Here is a 16,288-nt window from a genome sequence, read left to right as displayed (position 1 = left end):
TTTTTTGCGGGAGTGGCGAAATTGGTAGACGCACCAGATTTAGGTTCTGGCGCCGCAAGGTGTGCGAGTTCAAGTCTCGCCTCCCGCACCATTCCCAGGTAAGCGTTGCACGGATGGGGTATCGCCAAGCGGTAAGGCACCGGTTTTTGATACCGGCATTCCCTGGTTCGAATCCAGGTACCCCAGCCATATTTCTTCGATTTGCGGTTCTCCGCGGTATTGGGGTATCGCCAAGCGGTAAGGCACCGGTTTTTGATACCGGCATTCCCTGGTTCGAATCCAGGTACCCCAGCCATCGAAGATTGCAGTACTGGCTACGTAGCTCAGTTGGTTAGAGCACATCACTCATAATGATGGGGTCACAGGTTCGAATCCCGTCGTAGCCACCAAATTAGTCATCTATCGATTTATTCGGTAGACTAGAAAAAATTGTTGGGGTATCGCCAAGCGGTAAGGCTCTGGTTTCTGATACCAGCATTCCGAGGTTCGAATCCTCGTACCCCAGCCATTTTAAAAAGTCGTTAAGCAGTTTGTTTAACGCAATTGGGGTGTCGCCAAGCGGTAAGGCACTGGTTTCTGATACCAGCATTCCGGGGTTCGAATCCCTGCACCCCAGCCACTTAAAAACAAATAAGCCCGCTCTGCGGGCTTTTTTGTTTTTGTCTTCAGTACGGTCTGAGCCCCCACCCACAGGGGTGAGGGAATCGTCAGTGTAATGCTTACAGGCCTAACGCATATTTCAGGGCCTGACGCTTCAGGCCACCGGCGCGTTCCGCCGCCATCAAACCAATATTGCGCAGGATCCGCACCGGCCCCAGGTCGTTACTGAACCCGGCATAAAAGAGATCCATCCCTGACTGCATGATGAAGTTATCCGCCATACGTCGCATCTGGTAACGCTTCAATACCTGCTGGCTCGCCCAGGCTTCGCCGTGAGCGCGCGCATTACCCACTACGTCCAGTAAGGCTTCAACATCACGGTATCCCAGGTTCACGCCCTGCCCCGCCAGCGGATGGATGGTATGGGCCGCATCGCCCACCAACGCTAATCCTTCGCGCGCATAGTCCAGCGCATGTCGCCGGGCCAGGGGGAAGGCACCCGCTGCCACTGGCGTAACCTTGCCGAGGCGCTGCGGGAAATGGTGCGCAATTTCACGCCCCAGCTGTTCCATCGTCATCCCTTGCAGCTGGCGAATGCGTGCGGGCGTGTCGTACCACACCAGCGAGGCCCAGTTGTCGAACAACGGCAGGAAAGCATGGGGCCCCGTCGGCGTAAAGCGTTGCCAGGTGCAATCACCCGGTTCGCTCTCGCATTGCACTGTAATCAGCATGCAGGATTGCGGATACGCCCACGCATGAATGCCAATTCCGGCCATCTCCCGGACCCTGGAATTCGCCCCGTCCGCGCCAATCACCAGTTTTACCGCCAGCTCGTCACCTTCGCTCAACGCCAGCACATGATGATCGTTATGGCGATGGAGAGCCTTAATCGACGCCGGCACCCGCAGGCTCACGCCGGGATGCGCTTCCAGCGCCTGCCAGAGCGCCTGCTGTAGAACCGTATTTTCAACCATATAGCCCAGCAGGGGCAGCTTAAGCTCTGCAGCATCAAACTGGACGCGGGCAGTTTCCCACTCCCATGTTTCAAGGCGACGCCAGGGATGAGCGCGCATGGCCAGCACCGCCTCCCATACGCCCAGCCCGCGCAGCAGATCCACCGAGGCGGCGCTAATCGCAGAGATACGCACGTCCGGCTTTCCGGCGGCGTCAAATGCAGGCGGCGCAGCCTGTTCAATTACAGTAACGTCGAACCCTTGTTGCGCCAGCCCCAGCGCCAGCGCCCCGCCGACCATACCGCCGCCGACGACGGCGACTCCGGCTTGTTGGATAGTCATGGTCATTTGTCCTTATTGGAGAATCCCTTAAGTTTACCGGATTTTTTTCCCCATGAGGCCGACAACCTTCATACTGGTCACAACCGGACCAAAGCATTACAATACGCGCCCTGCAATCCTGAGCATGAGCATGTCGATGACTAAAAAACTCCATATAAAAACCTGGGGCTGTCAGATGAACGAGTACGATTCATCAAAGATGGCCGATCTGCTGGATGCTACCCACGGATACCAGCTGACTGAAAATGCGAAAGAAGCCGATGTGCTGCTGCTGAATACCTGTTCAATTCGTGAAAAAGCGCAGGAAAAAGTCTTTCACCTGTTAGGTCGCTGGAAGCTTCTGAAACGAAAAAATCCGGAGCTGATTATCGGCGTGGGCGGCTGCGTTGCGTCGCAGGAAGGGAAATTGATTCGCCAGCGAGCCCCCTACGTGGATATCGTCTTTGGCCCTCAGACCCTGCACCGCCTGCCGGAGATGATTAATAAGGTTCGCGGCGATCGTAGCCCGGTCGTCGATGTCAGCTTCCCGGAAATCGAAAAATTTGACCGTCTGCCGGAACCGCGCGCAGATGGCCCGACAGCCTTTGTCTCCATTATGGAAGGCTGCAATAAATATTGTACCTACTGCGTGGTGCCTTATACCCGCGGCGAAGAAGTGAGCCGTCCGTGCGATGACATCCTGTATGAGATCGCCCAACTGGCGGCCCAGGGCGTACGTGAAGTGAACCTGCTCGGCCAGAACGTGAACGCCTGGCGCGGCGAGAATTTTGACGGCAGCACCGGCAGCTTTGCTGAACTGCTGCGTCTGGTGGCGGCCATTGACGGTATCGACCGTATCCGCTTTACCACCAGCCATCCGATTGAATTCACCGATGACATCATTGATGTCTATCGCGATACGCCTGAGCTGGTGAGCTTCCTGCACCTGCCGATTCAATGTGGTTCTGACCGCGTACTGAATCTGATGGGCCGTACCCACACCGCGCTGGAGTATAAAGCGATTATCCGCAAACTGCGTGAAGCGCGCCCGGACATTCAAATCAGTTCTGACTTTATCGTCGGTTTCCCTGGCGAAACCAATGAAGACTTTGAACGGACGATGAAGGTGATCGGCGATGTGAATTTCGACGTGAGTTATAGCTTCATCTTCTCTGCCCGTCCGGGTACGCCAGCCGCCGACATGGTGGACGACGTGCCAGAAGAGGTGAAGAAGCAGCGTCTTTATATCCTGCAAGAGCGTATTAACCAGCAGGCCAACGCCTGGAGCCGTCGTATGATCGGCACCGTTCAGCGCGTACTGGTTGAAGGTACTTCACGTAAGAGCATCATGCAGCTGTCCGGTCGTACCGAGAACAACCGCGTGGTGAACTTCGAAGGTACGCCAGATATGATCGGCAAGTTCGTGGATATCGAAATTCAGGAAGTGCTGACGAACTCCCTGCGCGGCAAAGTGGTACGGACTGAAGATGAGATGGGCCTGCGCGTAGCGCAAACGCCTGAGTCCGTAATGGCACGTACCCGTAAAGAGAACGACCTTGGCGTAGGTGTTTATCAGCCCTGACCTCAACAGGCCTGCCAATTCTGGCAGGCCTTGTATTTCCTGCTTCCGCCCCCAATATCCTTCGCAATGCTTGCGCCTTTATTCTGTGGCGTAAATAATTCCATCAAAGCCCCCTTTTCGGGAATGCGAGACATCAAGAGGAACGGTTTGAATATAGATACGCGTGAAATTACCCTTGAGCCTGCAGACAACGCTCGCCTGCTGAGCCTCTGTGGGCCGTTTGATGACAACATCAAACAACTGGAGCGACGTCTGGGTATCGAGATCAATCGTCGCGATAATCACTTCAAACTCACCGGCCGCACCCTTTGCGTTAACGCCGCTGCGGATATTCTGCACACGCTTTATGTCGACACCGCGCCGATGCGCGGTCAAACGCAGGATATCGAACCTGAACAGATTCATCTGGCCATTAAAGAAGCCCGCGTGCTGGAACAGAGCGCCGAAAGCGTGCCGGACTATGGCAAAGCTATCCATATCAAGACCAAACGGGGTGTGATTAAGCCGCGTACGCCTAACCAGGCACAGTACATCGCGAACATCCTTGACCATGACATCACCTTCGGCGTCGGCCCGGCAGGTACGGGTAAAACCTACCTGGCGGTAGCTGCTGCGGTAGATGCCCTGGAGCGTCAGGAGATCCGCCGCATTCTGCTTACCCGTCCCGCTGTAGAAGCCGGTGAAAAACTGGGCTTCTTGCCGGGCGATTTAAGCCAGAAGGTCGACCCCTATCTGCGTCCTCTTTACGATGCCCTGTTCGAGATGCTGGGCTTTGAAAAGGTCGAGAAGCTGATTGAACGTAACGTGATTGAAGTTGCCCCGCTGGCCTATATGCGCGGCCGCACGCTGAACGATGCGTTTATCATTCTTGATGAAAGCCAGAACACCACCATCGAACAGATGAAGATGTTCCTGACGCGTATCGGCTTTAACTCGAAAGCCGTCATCACAGGGGACATCACGCAGATTGACCTGCCGCGCAGCACTAAATCTGGCCTGCGCCACGCCATCGAAGTGCTGGCAGAAGTCGATGAAATCAGTTTTAACTTCTTCCACAGTGAAGACGTGGTGCGCCACCCGGTGGTTGCCCGCATCGTTAACGCTTATGAGGCCTGGGAAGAGGCCGATCAGAAGCGCAAGGCCGAACTGGCCGCAGAACGTAAGCGCGAAGCGCAGGAGCAAGAACATAAATGAGTCAGGTGATCCTCGATTTACAGCTGGCCTGTGAAGATAATTCCGGCATGCCAGAAGAGGCACAATTTCAGAAATGGCTGGATGCCGTTGTCCCTCAGTTTCAGGAAGAATCAGAAGTGACGATTCGCCTGGTGGATGAAGCAGAAAGCCATGAGCTTAACCTGACCTACCGCGGGAAAGATAAGCCGACCAACGTGCTCTCTTTCCCCTTCGAAGCCCCTCCGGGTATTGAAATGCCGCTGCTGGGCGATCTGATCATCTGCCGTCAGGTAGTTGAGCAGGAAGCGCAAGAGCAGCAGAAGCCGCTCGAGGCCCACTGGGCACATATGGTGGTGCACGGCAGCCTGCATCTGCTGGGGTACGATCATATTGAAGATGTGGAAGCGGAAGAGATGGAGTCCCTCGAGACAGAGATAATGCTTGCTCTGGGCTATGAGGATCCGTACATTGCCGAGAAAGAGTAGTCGGTCTCAGGCTGACTATCATGCCGCCGCGTAAGGAGATAGCGCGGCGGTTATTATTTAACTAACAAGAGAACCCTTAACAAACGCCATGAGCGACGACAATTCACACAGTAGCGACACGACAAACAGCAAAAAGGGATTTTTCTCCCTTATTCTGAGCCAGCTGTTCCACGGCGAACCCAAAAACCGTGATGAACTTCTGGAGCTGATCCGTGATTCCGGGCAGAACGACCTTATCGACGAAGATACGCGCGAAATGCTCGAAGGGGTAATGGACATCGCCGACCAGCGCGTTCGCGATATTATGATCCCCCGCTCGCAGATGATTACCCTGAAACGCAACCAGCCTCTGGACGAGTGCCTCGATGTGATCATCGAATCGGCACACTCGCGCTTCCCGGTCATCAGCGAGGACAAAGATCACATCGAAGGGATTTTGATGGCGAAAGATCTGCTGCCGTTTATGCGCAGCGATGCCGAAGCCTTTAGCATGGATAAAGTGTTACGTCAGGCGGTGGTTGTTCCGGAGAGTAAGCGGGTTGACCGCATGCTGAAAGAGTTCCGCTCTCAGCGTTACCACATGGCGATTGTTATCGATGAATTTGGCGGCGTGTCTGGCCTGGTGACCATTGAAGATATTCTGGAGCTTATCGTCGGCGAAATCGAAGACGAATATGACGAAGAAGAGGATATCGATTTCCGTCAGCTGAGCCGCCACACCTGGACCGTCCGCGCGCTGGCGCCAATCGAAGACTTTAACGATACCTTCGGCACGCGTTTCAGTGATGAAGAGGTGGATACCATCGGCGGTCTGGTGATGCAGGCGTTTGGCCATCTCCCGGCTCGCGGTGAGACGGTTGAAATAGACGGTTACCAGTTTAAGGTCGCCATGGCCGACAGTCGTCGTATTATTCAGGTTCATGTCAGAATGCCGGACGATGCTCCGCAACCCACAATGGAAGAATGATTTAAATGGCATTTGCCCCATTGCTTGAACGCCAGCGCGTACGTCTGCTGCTGGCGCTAATTTTCGGAGCCAGCGGAACGCTGGCTTTTTCTCCTTATGACATCTGGCCCGCGGCCCTGCTCTCTTTGATGGGGCTACAGGGGCTTACCCTGAACCGACGTCCGGTACAGGCCGCAGCCATTGGCTACGCCTGGGGCATGGGGCTATTTGGCACCGGTATAAACTGGGTATATGTCAGTATCGCCACCTTTGGCGGCATGCCTGGCCCGGTCAACGTTTTCCTGGTTGTGTTGCTGGCCGCGTATTTGTCGCTCTATACCGGCCTGTTTGCCGGGGTGCTGGCGCGCCTGTGGCCAAAGGCCAACGTATGGCGCGTGGCGATTGCGGCACCGGTCGTCTGGCAACTGACCGAGTTCTTACGCGGCTGGGTGCTGACGGGCTTCCCATGGCTGCAGTTTGGCTATAGCCAGATTGACGGCCCGTTAAAGGGGCTGGCACCGGTGATGGGCGTTGAGGCCATCAACTTCCTGCTGATGGTAGTAAGCGGCCTGCTGGTGCTGGCGCTAGTGCAGCGCAACTGGCGCCCGCTGGTTGCCGCCGTGGTGCTATTCGCACTCCCCTTCCCGCTACGTTTTATTCAGTGGTTCACCCCGGAACCCGAGCGCACCATGCAGGTCTCTATGGTGCAGGGTGATATTCCCCAGGCACTGAAATGGGATGAAAACCAGCTGCTTAATACCCTCAAGATTTATCTCGAGGCCTCTGAGCCAGAGATGGGCAAATCGCAGCTGATCATCTGGCCGGAATCTGCCATCCCCGATCTGGAGATTAATCAGCAGCAGTTCCTGCGCCGGGTCGATGACCTGATGCGCGAGCATAACAGCACCCTGATCACCGGTATCGTCGATGCGCGACTGAATAAACAGAACCGCTACGACACCTATAACACCATCATCACGCTGGGCAAAGATAACGCCTACAACTACGAATCGGCCAACCGCTACAACAAGAACCATCTGGTGCCGTTTGGTGAGTTCGTGCCGCTGGAGTCAATTTTGCGGCCGCTGGCACCGTTCTTCGATCTGCCGATGTCATCATTCAGCCGTGGCCCGTACGTGCAGCCTCAGCTGAATGCGCACGGCATGTTGCTGACCCCTGCCATCTGCTACGAAATCATCCTGGGCGAACAGGTGCGGGATAATTTCCGTGCAAATACGGATTATCTGCTGACTATCTCAAACGATGCGTGGTTCGGTAAGTCTATCGGCCCGTGGCAGCACTTCCAGATGGCGCGCATGCGCTCGCTGGAACTGGCCCGCCCGCTTCTGCGTAGCACCAACAATGGCATCACCGCTGTTATTGGCCCGCAGGGCGAGATTCAGGCGATGATCCCGCAGTTTACCCGCCAGGTGCTGACCGCCAGCGTTACGCCAACGACGGGCTTGACGCCATATGCGCGTACCGGCAACTGGCCAGTATGGATTATCACCGCCCTGTTTGGCTTTGGTGCGGTGCTGATGAGCTTGCGTCAGCGTCGTAAGTAAGCCTAAAGGCCTCTCTCCTCACCGGGGAGAGAGGCTGTTTCCGCCCCCCTTTCTCCCCTAGTCTTCGCTATTTATCTCTCTGACCGTAAACCTGCCAATTCTGGCACGGCTATTGCTTTGTTTATTCAAGCAAACGCAATCTGGCTTGATGTACAACCTGGTCGCACCACCGTAGTTCAGCGGTAGCACCGAAACGGTGCAACGAGGGATTTTTGCCTCTGAATGGTGCGGCGCGCTTCGCAAAAATAAACAATAACGCAGCAAAATCTTTACATTAAGCCAGACTAAATGTTAACAATCTTGCATAACACTGCACTCGCATAGCGCGAGATATAACAACATCACAATGGGTATCAATGCGTCTCTGGCGCTGATAAGAAAGGAGTTGGGTATGCAATTACGTAAACTGGCCACAGCAATGCTGGTGATGGGAATGTCCGCAGGCGTGGTGCACGCTGAAGACGCTGCGCCGGCAGCGGGCAGCACGCTCGACAAGATTGCCAAAAACGGCGTCATCGTGGTCGGCCACCGTGAATCCTCTGTCCCGTTCTCATACTACGACAACACGCAAAAAGTCGTGGGTTACTCACAGGACTATTCCAACGCCATCGTTGAAGCGGTGAAGAAGAAGCTGAACAAGCCTGACCTGGCGGTGAAGCTGATTCCAATCACCTCCCAGAACCGTATTCCGCTGCTGCAGAACGGGACTTTCGACTTTGAGTGTGGGTCCACCACCAACAACCTGGAGCGCCAGAAACAAGCCGCCTTCTCTGACACTATTTTTGTCGTAGGTACACGCCTGCTGACCAAAAAAGGCGGTGAGATTAAAGACTTCGCTGACCTGAAAGGTAAAGCGGTTGTCGTGACGTCCGGTACCACGTCCGAAGTTCTGCTGCACAAGCTGAACGACGAGAAAAAAATGGATATGCGTATCATCAGCGCCAAAGACCATGGCGACTCTTTCCGTACGCTGGAGAGCGGCCGCGCGGTGGCGTTCATGATGGATGATGCCCTGCTGGCGGGCGAACGTGCGAAGGCGAAGAAACCAGACAACTGGGAAATCGTCGGCACGGCGCAGTCGAAAGAGGCCTACGGCTGTATGCTACGCAAAGATGACGCGGACTTTAAGAAACTGATCGATGACACCATCGCTCAGGTGCAGACGTCCGGCGAAGCGGAAAAATGGTTCGATAAGTGGTTCAAGAACCCTATCCCACCAAAAAATCTGAATATGAACTTTGAACTGTCTGACGACATGAAAGCACTGTTCAAATCACCAAACGACAAGGCTCTTAACTAATTAGAACAACAGGGGCGGGATCTCCTGCCCTCTCGATTGTCGGGAAGCATGGACAGACTATACGTTGAGTGGTCGTTCCCCACTCAGCGCGAAAAATGAGCTTCTCACCAATCTTCGAGGGTAGCGCTGCTACCCTTTTTTTTCTGGAGTTTATTATGTCAATAGACTGGAACTGGGGCATTTTTCTGCAACAAGCCCCGTTCGGCAACACCACCTATCTTGGCTGGCTGTGGAGCGGCTTTCAGGTTACCGTCGCGTTGTCGATTACGGCCTGGATCATCGCTTTCTTCGTCGGCTCCCTGTTCGGTATTTTACGCACCGTACCGAATCGCTTTCTCTCATCAATCGGCACGCTCTACGTGGAGCTGTTCCGAAATGTCCCATTAATCGTTCAGTTCTTTACCTGGTACCTGGTGGTGCCAGAACTGCTGCCGGAAGATATCGGCATGTGGTTCAAGGCGGAACTGGATCCTAACATTCAGTTCTTTGTCTCCTCGATGCTCTGTCTGGGGCTGTTTACCGCTGCGCGCGTGTGCGAGCAGGTACGCGCCGCCATTCAGTCGCTGCCCCGTGGGCAGAAAAACGCCGCGCTGGCGATGGGGCTAACGTTGCCGCAAGCGTACCGCTACGTACTGCTGCCGAATGCCTATCGGGTGATTGTTCCACCGATGACCTCGGAGATGATGAACCTGGTGAAAAACTCGGCCATCGCCTCAACCATTGGTCTGGTGGATATGGCGGCACAGGCCGGGAAACTGCTGGATTACTCCGCGCACGCCTGGGAATCCTTCACCGCGATTACGCTGGCCTATGTACTGATTAACGCCATCATCATGCTGGTGATGAACCTGGTCGAACGTAAAGTACGCCTGCCGGGCAACCTGGGGGGCAAATAATGTACGAGTTTGACTGGAGTTCTATTGTTCCCTCCATGCCCTACCTGCTGGACGGCCTGGTCATTACCCTGAAGATTACCATCACGGCGGTGATCGTCGGGATTATCTGGGGCACCCTGCTGGCAGTCATGCGTCTGTCGAGCTTTAAGCCAGTCGCCTGGTTCGCGACTGCATACGTAAACGTGTTCCGCTCCATTCCGCTGGTGATGGTGCTGCTGTGGTTTTATCTGATCGTTCCTGGATTCTTGCAGGATGTTCTGGGGCTTTCGCCGAAGTCCGATATTCGCCTGATCTCGGCGATGGTGGCCTTCTCGATGTTTGAAGCGGCCTACTACTCCGAGATTATCCGCGCCGGGATCCAGAGTATTTCACGCGGGCAGTCCAGTGCGGCATTGGCGTTAGGGATGACCCACTGGCAGTCGATGAAACTGATCATTCTGCCGCAGGCATTTCGCGCCATGGTTCCGTTGCTGCTCACTCAGGGTATCGTTCTCTTCCAGGATACCTCGCTGGTGTATGTACTCAGTCTGGCGGACTTCTTCCGTACCGCCTCCACGATTGGTGAGCGTGACGGTACGCAGGTCGAGATGATCCTGTTTGCAGGTGCGGTCTATTTTGTCATTAGTTTAAGCGCGTCGCTGTTGGTCAGCTGGCTGAAGAAAAGGACAGTGTAATGATTTCCCTGAAAAATGTTTCTAAATGGTATGGGCACTTTCAGGTGCTGACCGACTGCTCTACGGAAGTGAAGAAAGGCGAAGTGGTGGTGGTTTGTGGTCCATCGGGTTCCGGTAAATCCACCCTTATCAAAACGGTGAACGGCCTTGAACCCGTGCAACAGGGTGAGATCACGGTCAATGGTACCGTGGTAAATAGCAAGAAAACCGATCTGGCGAAGCTGCGTTCGAAGGTGGGCATGGTGTTCCAGCACTTTGAGCTGTTCCCTCACCTGTCGATCATTGAGAACCTGACCCTGGCGCAGGTGAAAGTTCTCAAGCGCGATAAAGCGGCGGCTCGTGACAAAGGGTTGAAGCTGCTGGAGCGCGTTGGGCTTTCGGCGCATGCTGATAAATTCCCGGCGCAGCTTTCCGGCGGCCAGCAGCAGCGCGTCGCCATTGCTCGCGCCCTGTGCATGGATCCGGTCGCTATGCTGTTTGATGAACCGACTTCCGCGCTCGACCCTGAGATGATCAACGAGGTGCTGGACGTAATGGTTGAGCTGGCCAACGAAGGCATGACCATGATGGTGGTTACCCACGAAATGGGCTTTGCCCGCAAGGTGGCTAACCGCGTCATCTTTATGGATGAAGGGAAGATTGTCGAAGACTCCGCCAAAGAAGAGTTCTTTGCTAATCCACAGTCTGATCGCGCGAAAGACTTCCTCGCCAAAATTCTGCACTAAACCCAGGGTGCGCAATCGCAGGATTGCGCACCTCCTCACGCTTTTACTCTCTTGTTCTCGTCTGCTCATGGCGTAAGCGTTAGCCTTGTCACAAAACTACACTGAGAAATGGAGAGTCCTATGGCACAGCCAATAATCCTCGACTGCGATCCGGGTCATGATGACGCGATAGCGCTTGTTCTTGCCCTCGCCTCCCCCGAACTGGATGTCAAAGCGGTGACCTCTTCCGCCGGAAACCAGACCCCGGATAAAACGCTGCGCAATGTCTTGCGGATGCTCACCCTGCTACAGCGCACCGATATTCCGGTTGCCGGCGGCGCGCAAAAACCGCTGATGCGTGAGTTGATTATTGCCGACAACGTCCATGGCGAAAGTGGACTGGATGGCCCGGCGCTGCCGGAACCCAGCTTTGCGCCACAAAGTTGCACCGCAGTTGAGCTGATGGCGAAGGTGCTACGTGAAAGCAGCGAACCCGTCACCCTGGTTGCCACAGGCCCGCAGACTAACGTGGCGCTGCTGCTTAACAGCCACCCTGAATTGCACGACAGGATCGCGAAAATCGTGATCATGGGCGGCGCGATGACGCTGGGCAACTGGACGCCCAGTGCGGAATTCAACATTTTCGTCGATCCTGAAGCGGCCGAAATTGTCTTCCAGTCCGGAATTCCGGTGGTGATGGCCGGCCTTGATGTTACTCATCGGGCGCAGATTATGGCCGCTGATATCGAACGTTTTCGCAGCATTGGCAACCCCGTCGCCACCACGGTCGCCGAGCTTCTCGACTTCTTTATGGAATATCATAAAACCGAGAAATGGGGCTTTAACGGAGCGCCGTTGCACGACCCCTGTACCATCGCCTGGCTGTTGAAGCCGGAGATCTTCACTACCGTAACACGCTGGGTCGGCGTTGAGACGCAGGGCAAATATACGCAAGGCATGACCGTGGTCGATTATTACTTCCTCAGCGGCAACGCACCGAATACTGAAGTGATGCTGGATATTGATCGTCAGGCGTTTGTCGATCTGCTGGCAGAACGACTGGCTTTTTATCAGCAATAACCCTGCGCGGCCGGGTTAGTCAATCCGGCCCTGATTCGTCCCCGACATAATTAGCGCTTCTTAAATCAGACATTATTTGCTTTGTTTCACCATTACGACAAAGCTATAACCTCGCGAGAAGGGATCTTGCGATGTGACGATCGTCGTTATACCTCAGTGAATGAATCAAAATGGATGTTGCTTCATGACAATGATTTTCAATGGCCTGTTCACCGGCCTGCTGTTTCTCTTATTTGGTTGTCAATTTGCTCACGCCAGCGTTGCCAACAGCATCCCGGATCTCCACGGACAAAGTCATAACCGAAAGCAGACTTTCAGCTGGGACAGGCCTAAATATGCCCCAGCGCCTCCTCAGCGACGCCCGAACCGGATCCTTTTTCCCCACGAGACCACGTGCAGAAAAATTACTCACGTAACATTTGATACGGATAACCCACAGCTGGCGTATACGCTCTTTGGCGGGATTATTCAGCAGGCCGTCAATAAATGTCTTGGGGTTGAAGGGGTACGGCTCTTTTCACGCACGCTACAGAATGCGCTTATTGCCAGGGGATATATTACGTCGTTGATCGATATTCCACCGCAGCCGTCAGATTCTCCTGTGCTGCAGCTCATTCTGGTGTGGGACACCCCCGAGACATCGCTCTCATTCCGCAGATTCAGCGCGCCGACTCAGGGCTGAGGGAACGTCACGTCCCCTCTCACTCGTTCACAAAACGGTTACGGCTCGAAGGGGCGGCGCTGGAACTGATCGTGACCGCATTTCGGGCAGACCGGCAACACATCCGGGGTATAAACCGCCAGATGGTAGTGGCAGTTTTCGCAAACCAGATTTCCCAGCCCCACCACTTCGCCGCTGTGATAGACCCCATGATGGTTGAGATCCTGAAACACCTCGCGCCATTCGAGCTGCGTTTTATCGGTGATATCCGCCAGCTCTTGCCAGAGACTCTCTTTAATTACCCGCATAAATACGCTGTCTGCCACCTCGCCCTGGCTCTCTTCATAGCTACGGGCAAACTCTTCTAAATCGCGGCGCACAGCCCGGGTCAGCTCTTCAACCTCTGTCCGCGTTAACTCCCCCGTCTGGATTACCCTCAGACGCGCCTGCTCTACCAACGCATCGATATCGCGCTCGCCGTTACGCAGACGTTCAGTCAACGTGGCGACCAGTTCACGGTAAAATTGAGCAACCTTGTTCATCTTTTTGCCTCCTGGGTGAGTAACTGTCTCTAATAATAGACCTTATTTATTCAGCGCTTTGTCAGTTCTGCCACAGATAGCGTAAATTCATGTCCGCCGCTTTTATGCTAAAGGCTGTTTTGACGCGGGCGTTTGGGCTATGCTATGCGGATCTGGAATACCACTTACATTGGCTACATTTGTAGCTGTATTGAACACAGGACCACTGGCTGCCATGCAAGAGCAATACCGCCCGGAAGAGATAGAATCCCACGTCCAGCAACACTGGGACGAGAAGCGCACCTTTGAAGTCACCGAAGACGAGAGCAAAGAGAAGTATTACTGCCTGTCGATGCTTCCCTATCCTTCTGGTCGACTACACATGGGCCACGTGCGTAACTACACAATCGGTGATGTGATCGCCCGCTACCAACGCATGTTGGGCAAAAACGTGCTGCAGCCAATTGGTTGGGATGCGTTCGGTCTGCCGGCTGAAGGGGCGGCGGTGAAAAACAACACGGCCCCTGCGCTGTGGACCTATGACAACATCGCTTACATGAAAAACCAGCTTAAAATGCTGGGCTTTGGCTATGACTGGAGCCGCGAGCTGGCCACCTGTACCCCGGAATATTACCGTTGGGAGCAGAAGTTCTTCACCGAGCTCTACAAAAAAGGGCTGGTCTATAAAAAGACCTCTGCCGTTAACTGGTGCCCGAACGACCAGACCGTACTGGCGAACGAACAGGTTATCGATGGCTGCTGCTGGCGCTGCGACACTAAAGTTGAGCGTAAAGAGATCCCGCAGTGGTTTATTAAAATTACCGCTTACGCTGACGAGCTGCTGAACGATCTGGATAATCTGGATCATTGGCCAGATACCGTGAAGACCATGCAGCGTAACTGGATCGGTCGTTCTGAAGGGGTGGAAATCACCTTTAACGTAGAAAACTACGATCAGACCCTGACCGTTTACACCACGCGTCCGGACACCTTTATGGGTGCGACCTACCTGGCCGTAGCCGCAGGGCACCCGCTGGCGCAGAAAGCCGCCGAAAACAATCCAGAGCTGGCTGCCTTCATTGATGAATGCCGTAACACCAAAGTGGCCGAAGCCGACATGGCGACCATGGAGAAAAAAGGTGTTGCGACCGGTTTCAACGCTATCCACCCGCTGACGGGCGAAGCCGTGCCGGTCTGGGCAGCTAACTTCGTACTGATGGAGTACGGCACCGGCGCCGTGATGGCGGTTCCGGGCCACGATCAGCGCGATTACGAGTTTGCTAAGAAATACGGCCTGACCATCAAGCCGGTTATCCTGGCGGCAGATGGCGCTGAGCCTGACCTGTCCGAACAGGCGCTGACCGAAAAAGGCACCCTGTTCAACTCCGGCGAATTCAGCGGTCTGAGCTTCGAAGAGGGCTTTAACGCTATCGCCGACAAGCTGGCTGCCATGGGCGTTGGCGAGCGTAAAGTGAACTACCGTCTGCGCGACTGGGGCGTTTCCCGTCAGCGTTACTGGGGTGCGCCAATCCCTATGGTGACGCTGGAAGATGGCACCGTAATGCCAACGCCAGAAGACCAGCTGCCGGTGATCCTGCCGGAAGACGTCGTCATGGACGGTATCACCAGCCCAATCAAAGCCGATCCGGAGTGGGCAAAAACCACCGTGAACGGTCAGCCTGCGCTGCGTGAAACTGACACCTTCGACACCTTTATGGAGTCCTCCTGGTACTACGCACGCTATACCTGCCCGCAGTATCAGGAAGGCATGCTGGATTCCGAAGCAGCAAACTACTGGCTGCCGGTCGATATCTACATTGGTGGTATCGAACACGCCATCATGCACCTGCTCTATTTCCGCTTCTTCCACAAATTAATGCGTGACGCAGGCCTGGTTAACTCTGACGAGCCAGCCAAACAGCTGCTGTGTCAGGGTATGGTGCTGGCAGATGCCTTCTACTACGTGGGCGCGAACGGCGAGCGTAACTGGGTTTCCCCGGTAGATGCGATTGTTGAGCGCGACGAGAAAGGCCGTATTGTTAAGGCGAAAGACGCCGCAGGTCATGAACTGGTTTATACCGGCATGAGCAAGATGTCCAAGTCGAAAAACAACGGCATCGACCCGCAGGTGATGGTTGAGCGTTACGGCGCGGATACCGTGCGTCTGTTTATGATGTTTGCTTCACCGGCAGATATGACGCTGGAGTGGCAGGAATCCGGCGTTGAAGGGGCTAACCGCTTCCTGAAACGCGTCTGGAAACTGGTTTATGAACACCTTGCACAGGGCGACGTCGCGGATCTTAAGGTTGACGCTCTGACTGAAGATCAGCAGGCACTGCGCCGTGATGTGCATAAAACGATTGCCAAAGTTACGGACGATATTGGTCGCCGTCAGACCTTCAATACCGCAATTGCGGCTATTATGGAACTGATGAACAAACTGGCAAAAGCCCCGCAGGAGGGCGAGCAGGATCGTGCCGTCATGCGCGAAGCGCTGCTGGCTGTTGTTCGTATGCTGAACCCGTTCACCCCGCACGCCAGCTTTACCCTGTGGAAAGAGCTCAACGGCGAAGGCGATATCGACAACGCGCCGTGGCCAGTTGCCGACGAGGCAGCCATGGTTGAAAACACCACGCTGGTGGTGGTGCAGGTTAACGGCAAAGTGCGTGGCAAAATCACCGTGGCAGTGGATGCTTCTGAAGAGCAGGTACGTGAACGTGCAGCTCAGGAGCCTCTGGTGGCGAAGTACCTTGACGGCGTTACCGTACGTAAAGTGATCTACGTACCCGGTAAACTGCTGAATCTGGTCGTTGGCTAAGCGCAGGAG

General features: G+C 54.8%; 14 protein-coding genes and 6 tRNA genes. 18 read left to right on the top strand and 2 right to left on the bottom strand.

Annotated elements, in window-relative coordinates:
• Positions 1 to 6: 6 nt before the first annotated feature.
• The 6 genes from B3511_RS05145 to B3511_RS05120 all read left to right on the top strand — a co-directional run bounded on the left by B3511_RS05145 (position 7) and on the right by B3511_RS05120 (position 619).
• A tRNA-Leu gene (locus tag B3511_RS05145) sits at positions 7 to 91 on the top strand.
• 23 nt (positions 92 to 114) lie between these two features.
• Positions 115 to 189 (top strand) — tRNA-Gln (locus B3511_RS05140).
• A gap of 31 nt (positions 190 to 220) precedes the next feature.
• Positions 221 to 295: transfer RNA gene (locus B3511_RS05135), tRNA-Gln, on the top strand.
• A gap of 17 nt (positions 296 to 312) precedes the next feature.
• A tRNA-Met gene (locus B3511_RS05130) sits at positions 313 to 389 on the top strand.
• A 44-nt stretch (positions 390 to 433) separates the two neighbouring features.
• Positions 434 to 508: transfer RNA gene (locus B3511_RS05125), tRNA-Gln, on the top strand.
• 36 nt (positions 509 to 544) lie between these two features.
• A tRNA-Gln gene (locus B3511_RS05120) sits at positions 545 to 619 on the top strand.
• A 100-nt stretch (positions 620 to 719) separates the two neighbouring features.
• Here B3511_RS05120 and ubiF read toward each other — a convergent pair.
• Positions 720 to 1,895, bottom strand: coding sequence for a 3-demethoxyubiquinol 3-hydroxylase (ubiF, locus tag B3511_RS05115; RefSeq protein WP_286777676.1), 1,176 nt, complete (start codon positions 1,893 to 1,895; stop codon positions 720 to 722).
• A gap of 136 nt (positions 1,896 to 2,031) precedes the next feature.
• Here ubiF and miaB point away from each other — a divergent pair, with 136 nt between their 5' ends.
• The 11 genes from miaB (at position 2,032) to B3511_RS05060 (ending at position 12,961) form a co-directional block, all read left to right on the top strand.
• Positions 2,032 to 3,456: a tRNA (N6-isopentenyl adenosine(37)-C2)-methylthiotransferase MiaB gene (miaB, locus tag B3511_RS05110; RefSeq protein WP_040076563.1), complete on the top strand. Its 1,425-nt coding sequence runs from the start codon at positions 2,032 to 2,034 to the stop codon at positions 3,454 to 3,456.
• A gap of 147 nt (positions 3,457 to 3,603) precedes the next feature.
• Positions 3,604 to 4,650 (top strand): PhoH family protein, encoded by a 1,047-nt coding sequence (locus B3511_RS05105; protein ID WP_040076564.1) that lies wholly within the window; start codon positions 3,604 to 3,606, stop codon positions 4,648 to 4,650.
• A complete protein-coding gene (ybeY, locus tag B3511_RS05100; protein ID WP_286777675.1) occupies positions 4,647 to 5,114 on the top strand; it encodes an rRNA maturation RNase YbeY in 468 nt (155 codons plus the stop codon). The genes B3511_RS05105 and ybeY overlap by 4 nt, the downstream gene beginning before the upstream one ends.
• 88 nt (positions 5,115 to 5,202) lie before the next feature.
• Complete coding sequence (gene corC / locus B3511_RS05095; RefSeq protein WP_040076566.1) at positions 5,203 to 6,081, top strand: CNNM family magnesium/cobalt transport protein CorC; 879 nt, start codon at positions 5,203 to 5,205, stop codon at positions 6,079 to 6,081.
• Between the two features lie 5 nt (positions 6,082 to 6,086).
• Positions 6,087 to 7,625, top strand: a complete 1,539-nt coding sequence (gene lnt, locus B3511_RS05090; protein WP_286777674.1) for an apolipoprotein N-acyltransferase — start codon at positions 6,087 to 6,089, stop codon at positions 7,623 to 7,625.
• Between the two features lie 391 nt (positions 7,626 to 8,016).
• The gene (locus tag B3511_RS05085; RefSeq protein ID WP_207293225.1) at positions 8,017 to 8,925 is read left to right on the top strand and encodes an amino acid ABC transporter substrate-binding protein; all 909 of its coding nucleotides are present in this window, start codon (positions 8,017 to 8,019) and stop codon (positions 8,923 to 8,925) included.
• A 155-nt stretch (positions 8,926 to 9,080) separates the two neighbouring features.
• Positions 9,081 to 9,821 (top strand): glutamate/aspartate ABC transporter permease GltJ, encoded by a 741-nt coding sequence (gene gltJ, locus B3511_RS05080; RefSeq protein ID WP_040076569.1) that lies wholly within the window; start codon positions 9,081 to 9,083, stop codon positions 9,819 to 9,821.
• Entirely contained in the window at positions 9,821 to 10,495 is a 675-nt protein-coding gene (gltK, locus tag B3511_RS05075) for a glutamate/aspartate ABC transporter permease GltK (RefSeq protein ID WP_046884289.1), read from the top strand. Before gltJ ends, gltK begins: the two co-directional genes overlap by 1 nt.
• Positions 10,495 to 11,220, top strand: a complete 726-nt coding sequence (locus B3511_RS05070) for an amino acid ABC transporter ATP-binding protein (protein ID WP_040076571.1) — start codon at positions 10,495 to 10,497, stop codon at positions 11,218 to 11,220. Before gltK ends, B3511_RS05070 begins: the two co-directional genes overlap by 1 nt.
• A 120-nt stretch (positions 11,221 to 11,340) precedes the next feature.
• Positions 11,341 to 12,279: a pyrimidine-specific ribonucleoside hydrolase RihA gene (gene rihA, locus B3511_RS05065; RefSeq protein WP_286777673.1), complete on the top strand. Its 939-nt coding sequence runs from the start codon at positions 11,341 to 11,343 to the stop codon at positions 12,277 to 12,279.
• A 184-nt stretch (positions 12,280 to 12,463) separates the two neighbouring features.
• On the top strand, positions 12,464 to 12,961 hold the full coding sequence (locus B3511_RS05060; RefSeq protein ID WP_207293222.1) for a POTRA domain-containing protein: 498 nt from the start codon (positions 12,464 to 12,466) through the stop codon (positions 12,959 to 12,961).
• A 38-nt stretch (positions 12,962 to 12,999) separates the two neighbouring features.
• On the opposite strand, the gene B3511_RS05055 is transcribed toward B3511_RS05060, so the two are convergent.
• The gene (locus B3511_RS05055; RefSeq protein WP_040076574.1) at positions 13,000 to 13,482 is read right to left on the bottom strand and encodes a zinc ribbon-containing protein; all 483 of its coding nucleotides are present in this window, start codon (positions 13,480 to 13,482) and stop codon (positions 13,000 to 13,002) included.
• A gap of 214 nt (positions 13,483 to 13,696) precedes the next feature.
• Here B3511_RS05055 and leuS point away from each other — a divergent pair, with 214 nt between their 5' ends.
• Positions 13,697 to 16,279, top strand: coding sequence for a leucine--tRNA ligase (gene leuS, locus B3511_RS05050; protein ID WP_286777672.1), 2,583 nt, complete (start codon positions 13,697 to 13,699; stop codon positions 16,277 to 16,279).
• The last annotated feature ends 9 nt before the right edge of the window (positions 16,280 to 16,288 follow it).

The organism is Leclercia sp. UBA1284, assembly GCF_002308415.1.
In the GTDB taxonomy this organism is placed as follows: Bacteria; Pseudomonadota; Gammaproteobacteria; order Enterobacterales; family Enterobacteriaceae; genus Enterobacter; species Enterobacter pneumoniae.
This window is presented reverse-complemented; position numbering and strand designations above follow the sequence as displayed.

Bases quoted from the DNA above. Each gene is read 5' to 3' on its own strand.
- ubiF (WP_286777676.1), bottom strand. From the start codon at position 1,895: ATGACTATCCAACAAGCCGGAGTCGCCGTCGTCGGCGGCGGTATGGTC.
- miaB (WP_040076563.1), top strand. From the start codon at position 2,032: ATGACTAAAAAACTCCATATAAAAACCTGGGGCTGTCAGATGAACGAG.
- ybeY (WP_286777675.1), top strand. From the start codon at position 4,647: ATGAGTCAGGTGATCCTCGATTTACAGCTGGCCTGTGAAGATAATTCC.
- corC (WP_040076566.1), top strand. From the start codon at position 5,203: ATGAGCGACGACAATTCACACAGTAGCGACACGACAAACAGCAAAAAG.
- lnt (WP_286777674.1), top strand. From the start codon at position 6,087: ATGGCATTTGCCCCATTGCTTGAACGCCAGCGCGTACGTCTGCTGCTG.
- B3511_RS05085 (WP_207293225.1), top strand. From the start codon at position 8,017: ATGCAATTACGTAAACTGGCCACAGCAATGCTGGTGATGGGAATGTCC.
- gltJ (WP_040076569.1), top strand. From the start codon at position 9,081: ATGTCAATAGACTGGAACTGGGGCATTTTTCTGCAACAAGCCCCGTTC.
- gltK (WP_046884289.1), top strand. From the start codon at position 9,821: ATGTACGAGTTTGACTGGAGTTCTATTGTTCCCTCCATGCCCTACCTG.
- B3511_RS05070 (WP_040076571.1), top strand. From the start codon at position 10,495: ATGATTTCCCTGAAAAATGTTTCTAAATGGTATGGGCACTTTCAGGTG.
- rihA (WP_286777673.1), top strand. From the start codon at position 11,341: ATGGCACAGCCAATAATCCTCGACTGCGATCCGGGTCATGATGACGCG.
- B3511_RS05060 (WP_207293222.1), top strand. From the start codon at position 12,464: ATGACAATGATTTTCAATGGCCTGTTCACCGGCCTGCTGTTTCTCTTA.
- B3511_RS05055 (WP_040076574.1), bottom strand. From the start codon at position 13,482: ATGAACAAGGTTGCTCAATTTTACCGTGAACTGGTCGCCACGTTGACT.
- leuS (WP_286777672.1), top strand. From the start codon at position 13,697: ATGCAAGAGCAATACCGCCCGGAAGAGATAGAATCCCACGTCCAGCAA.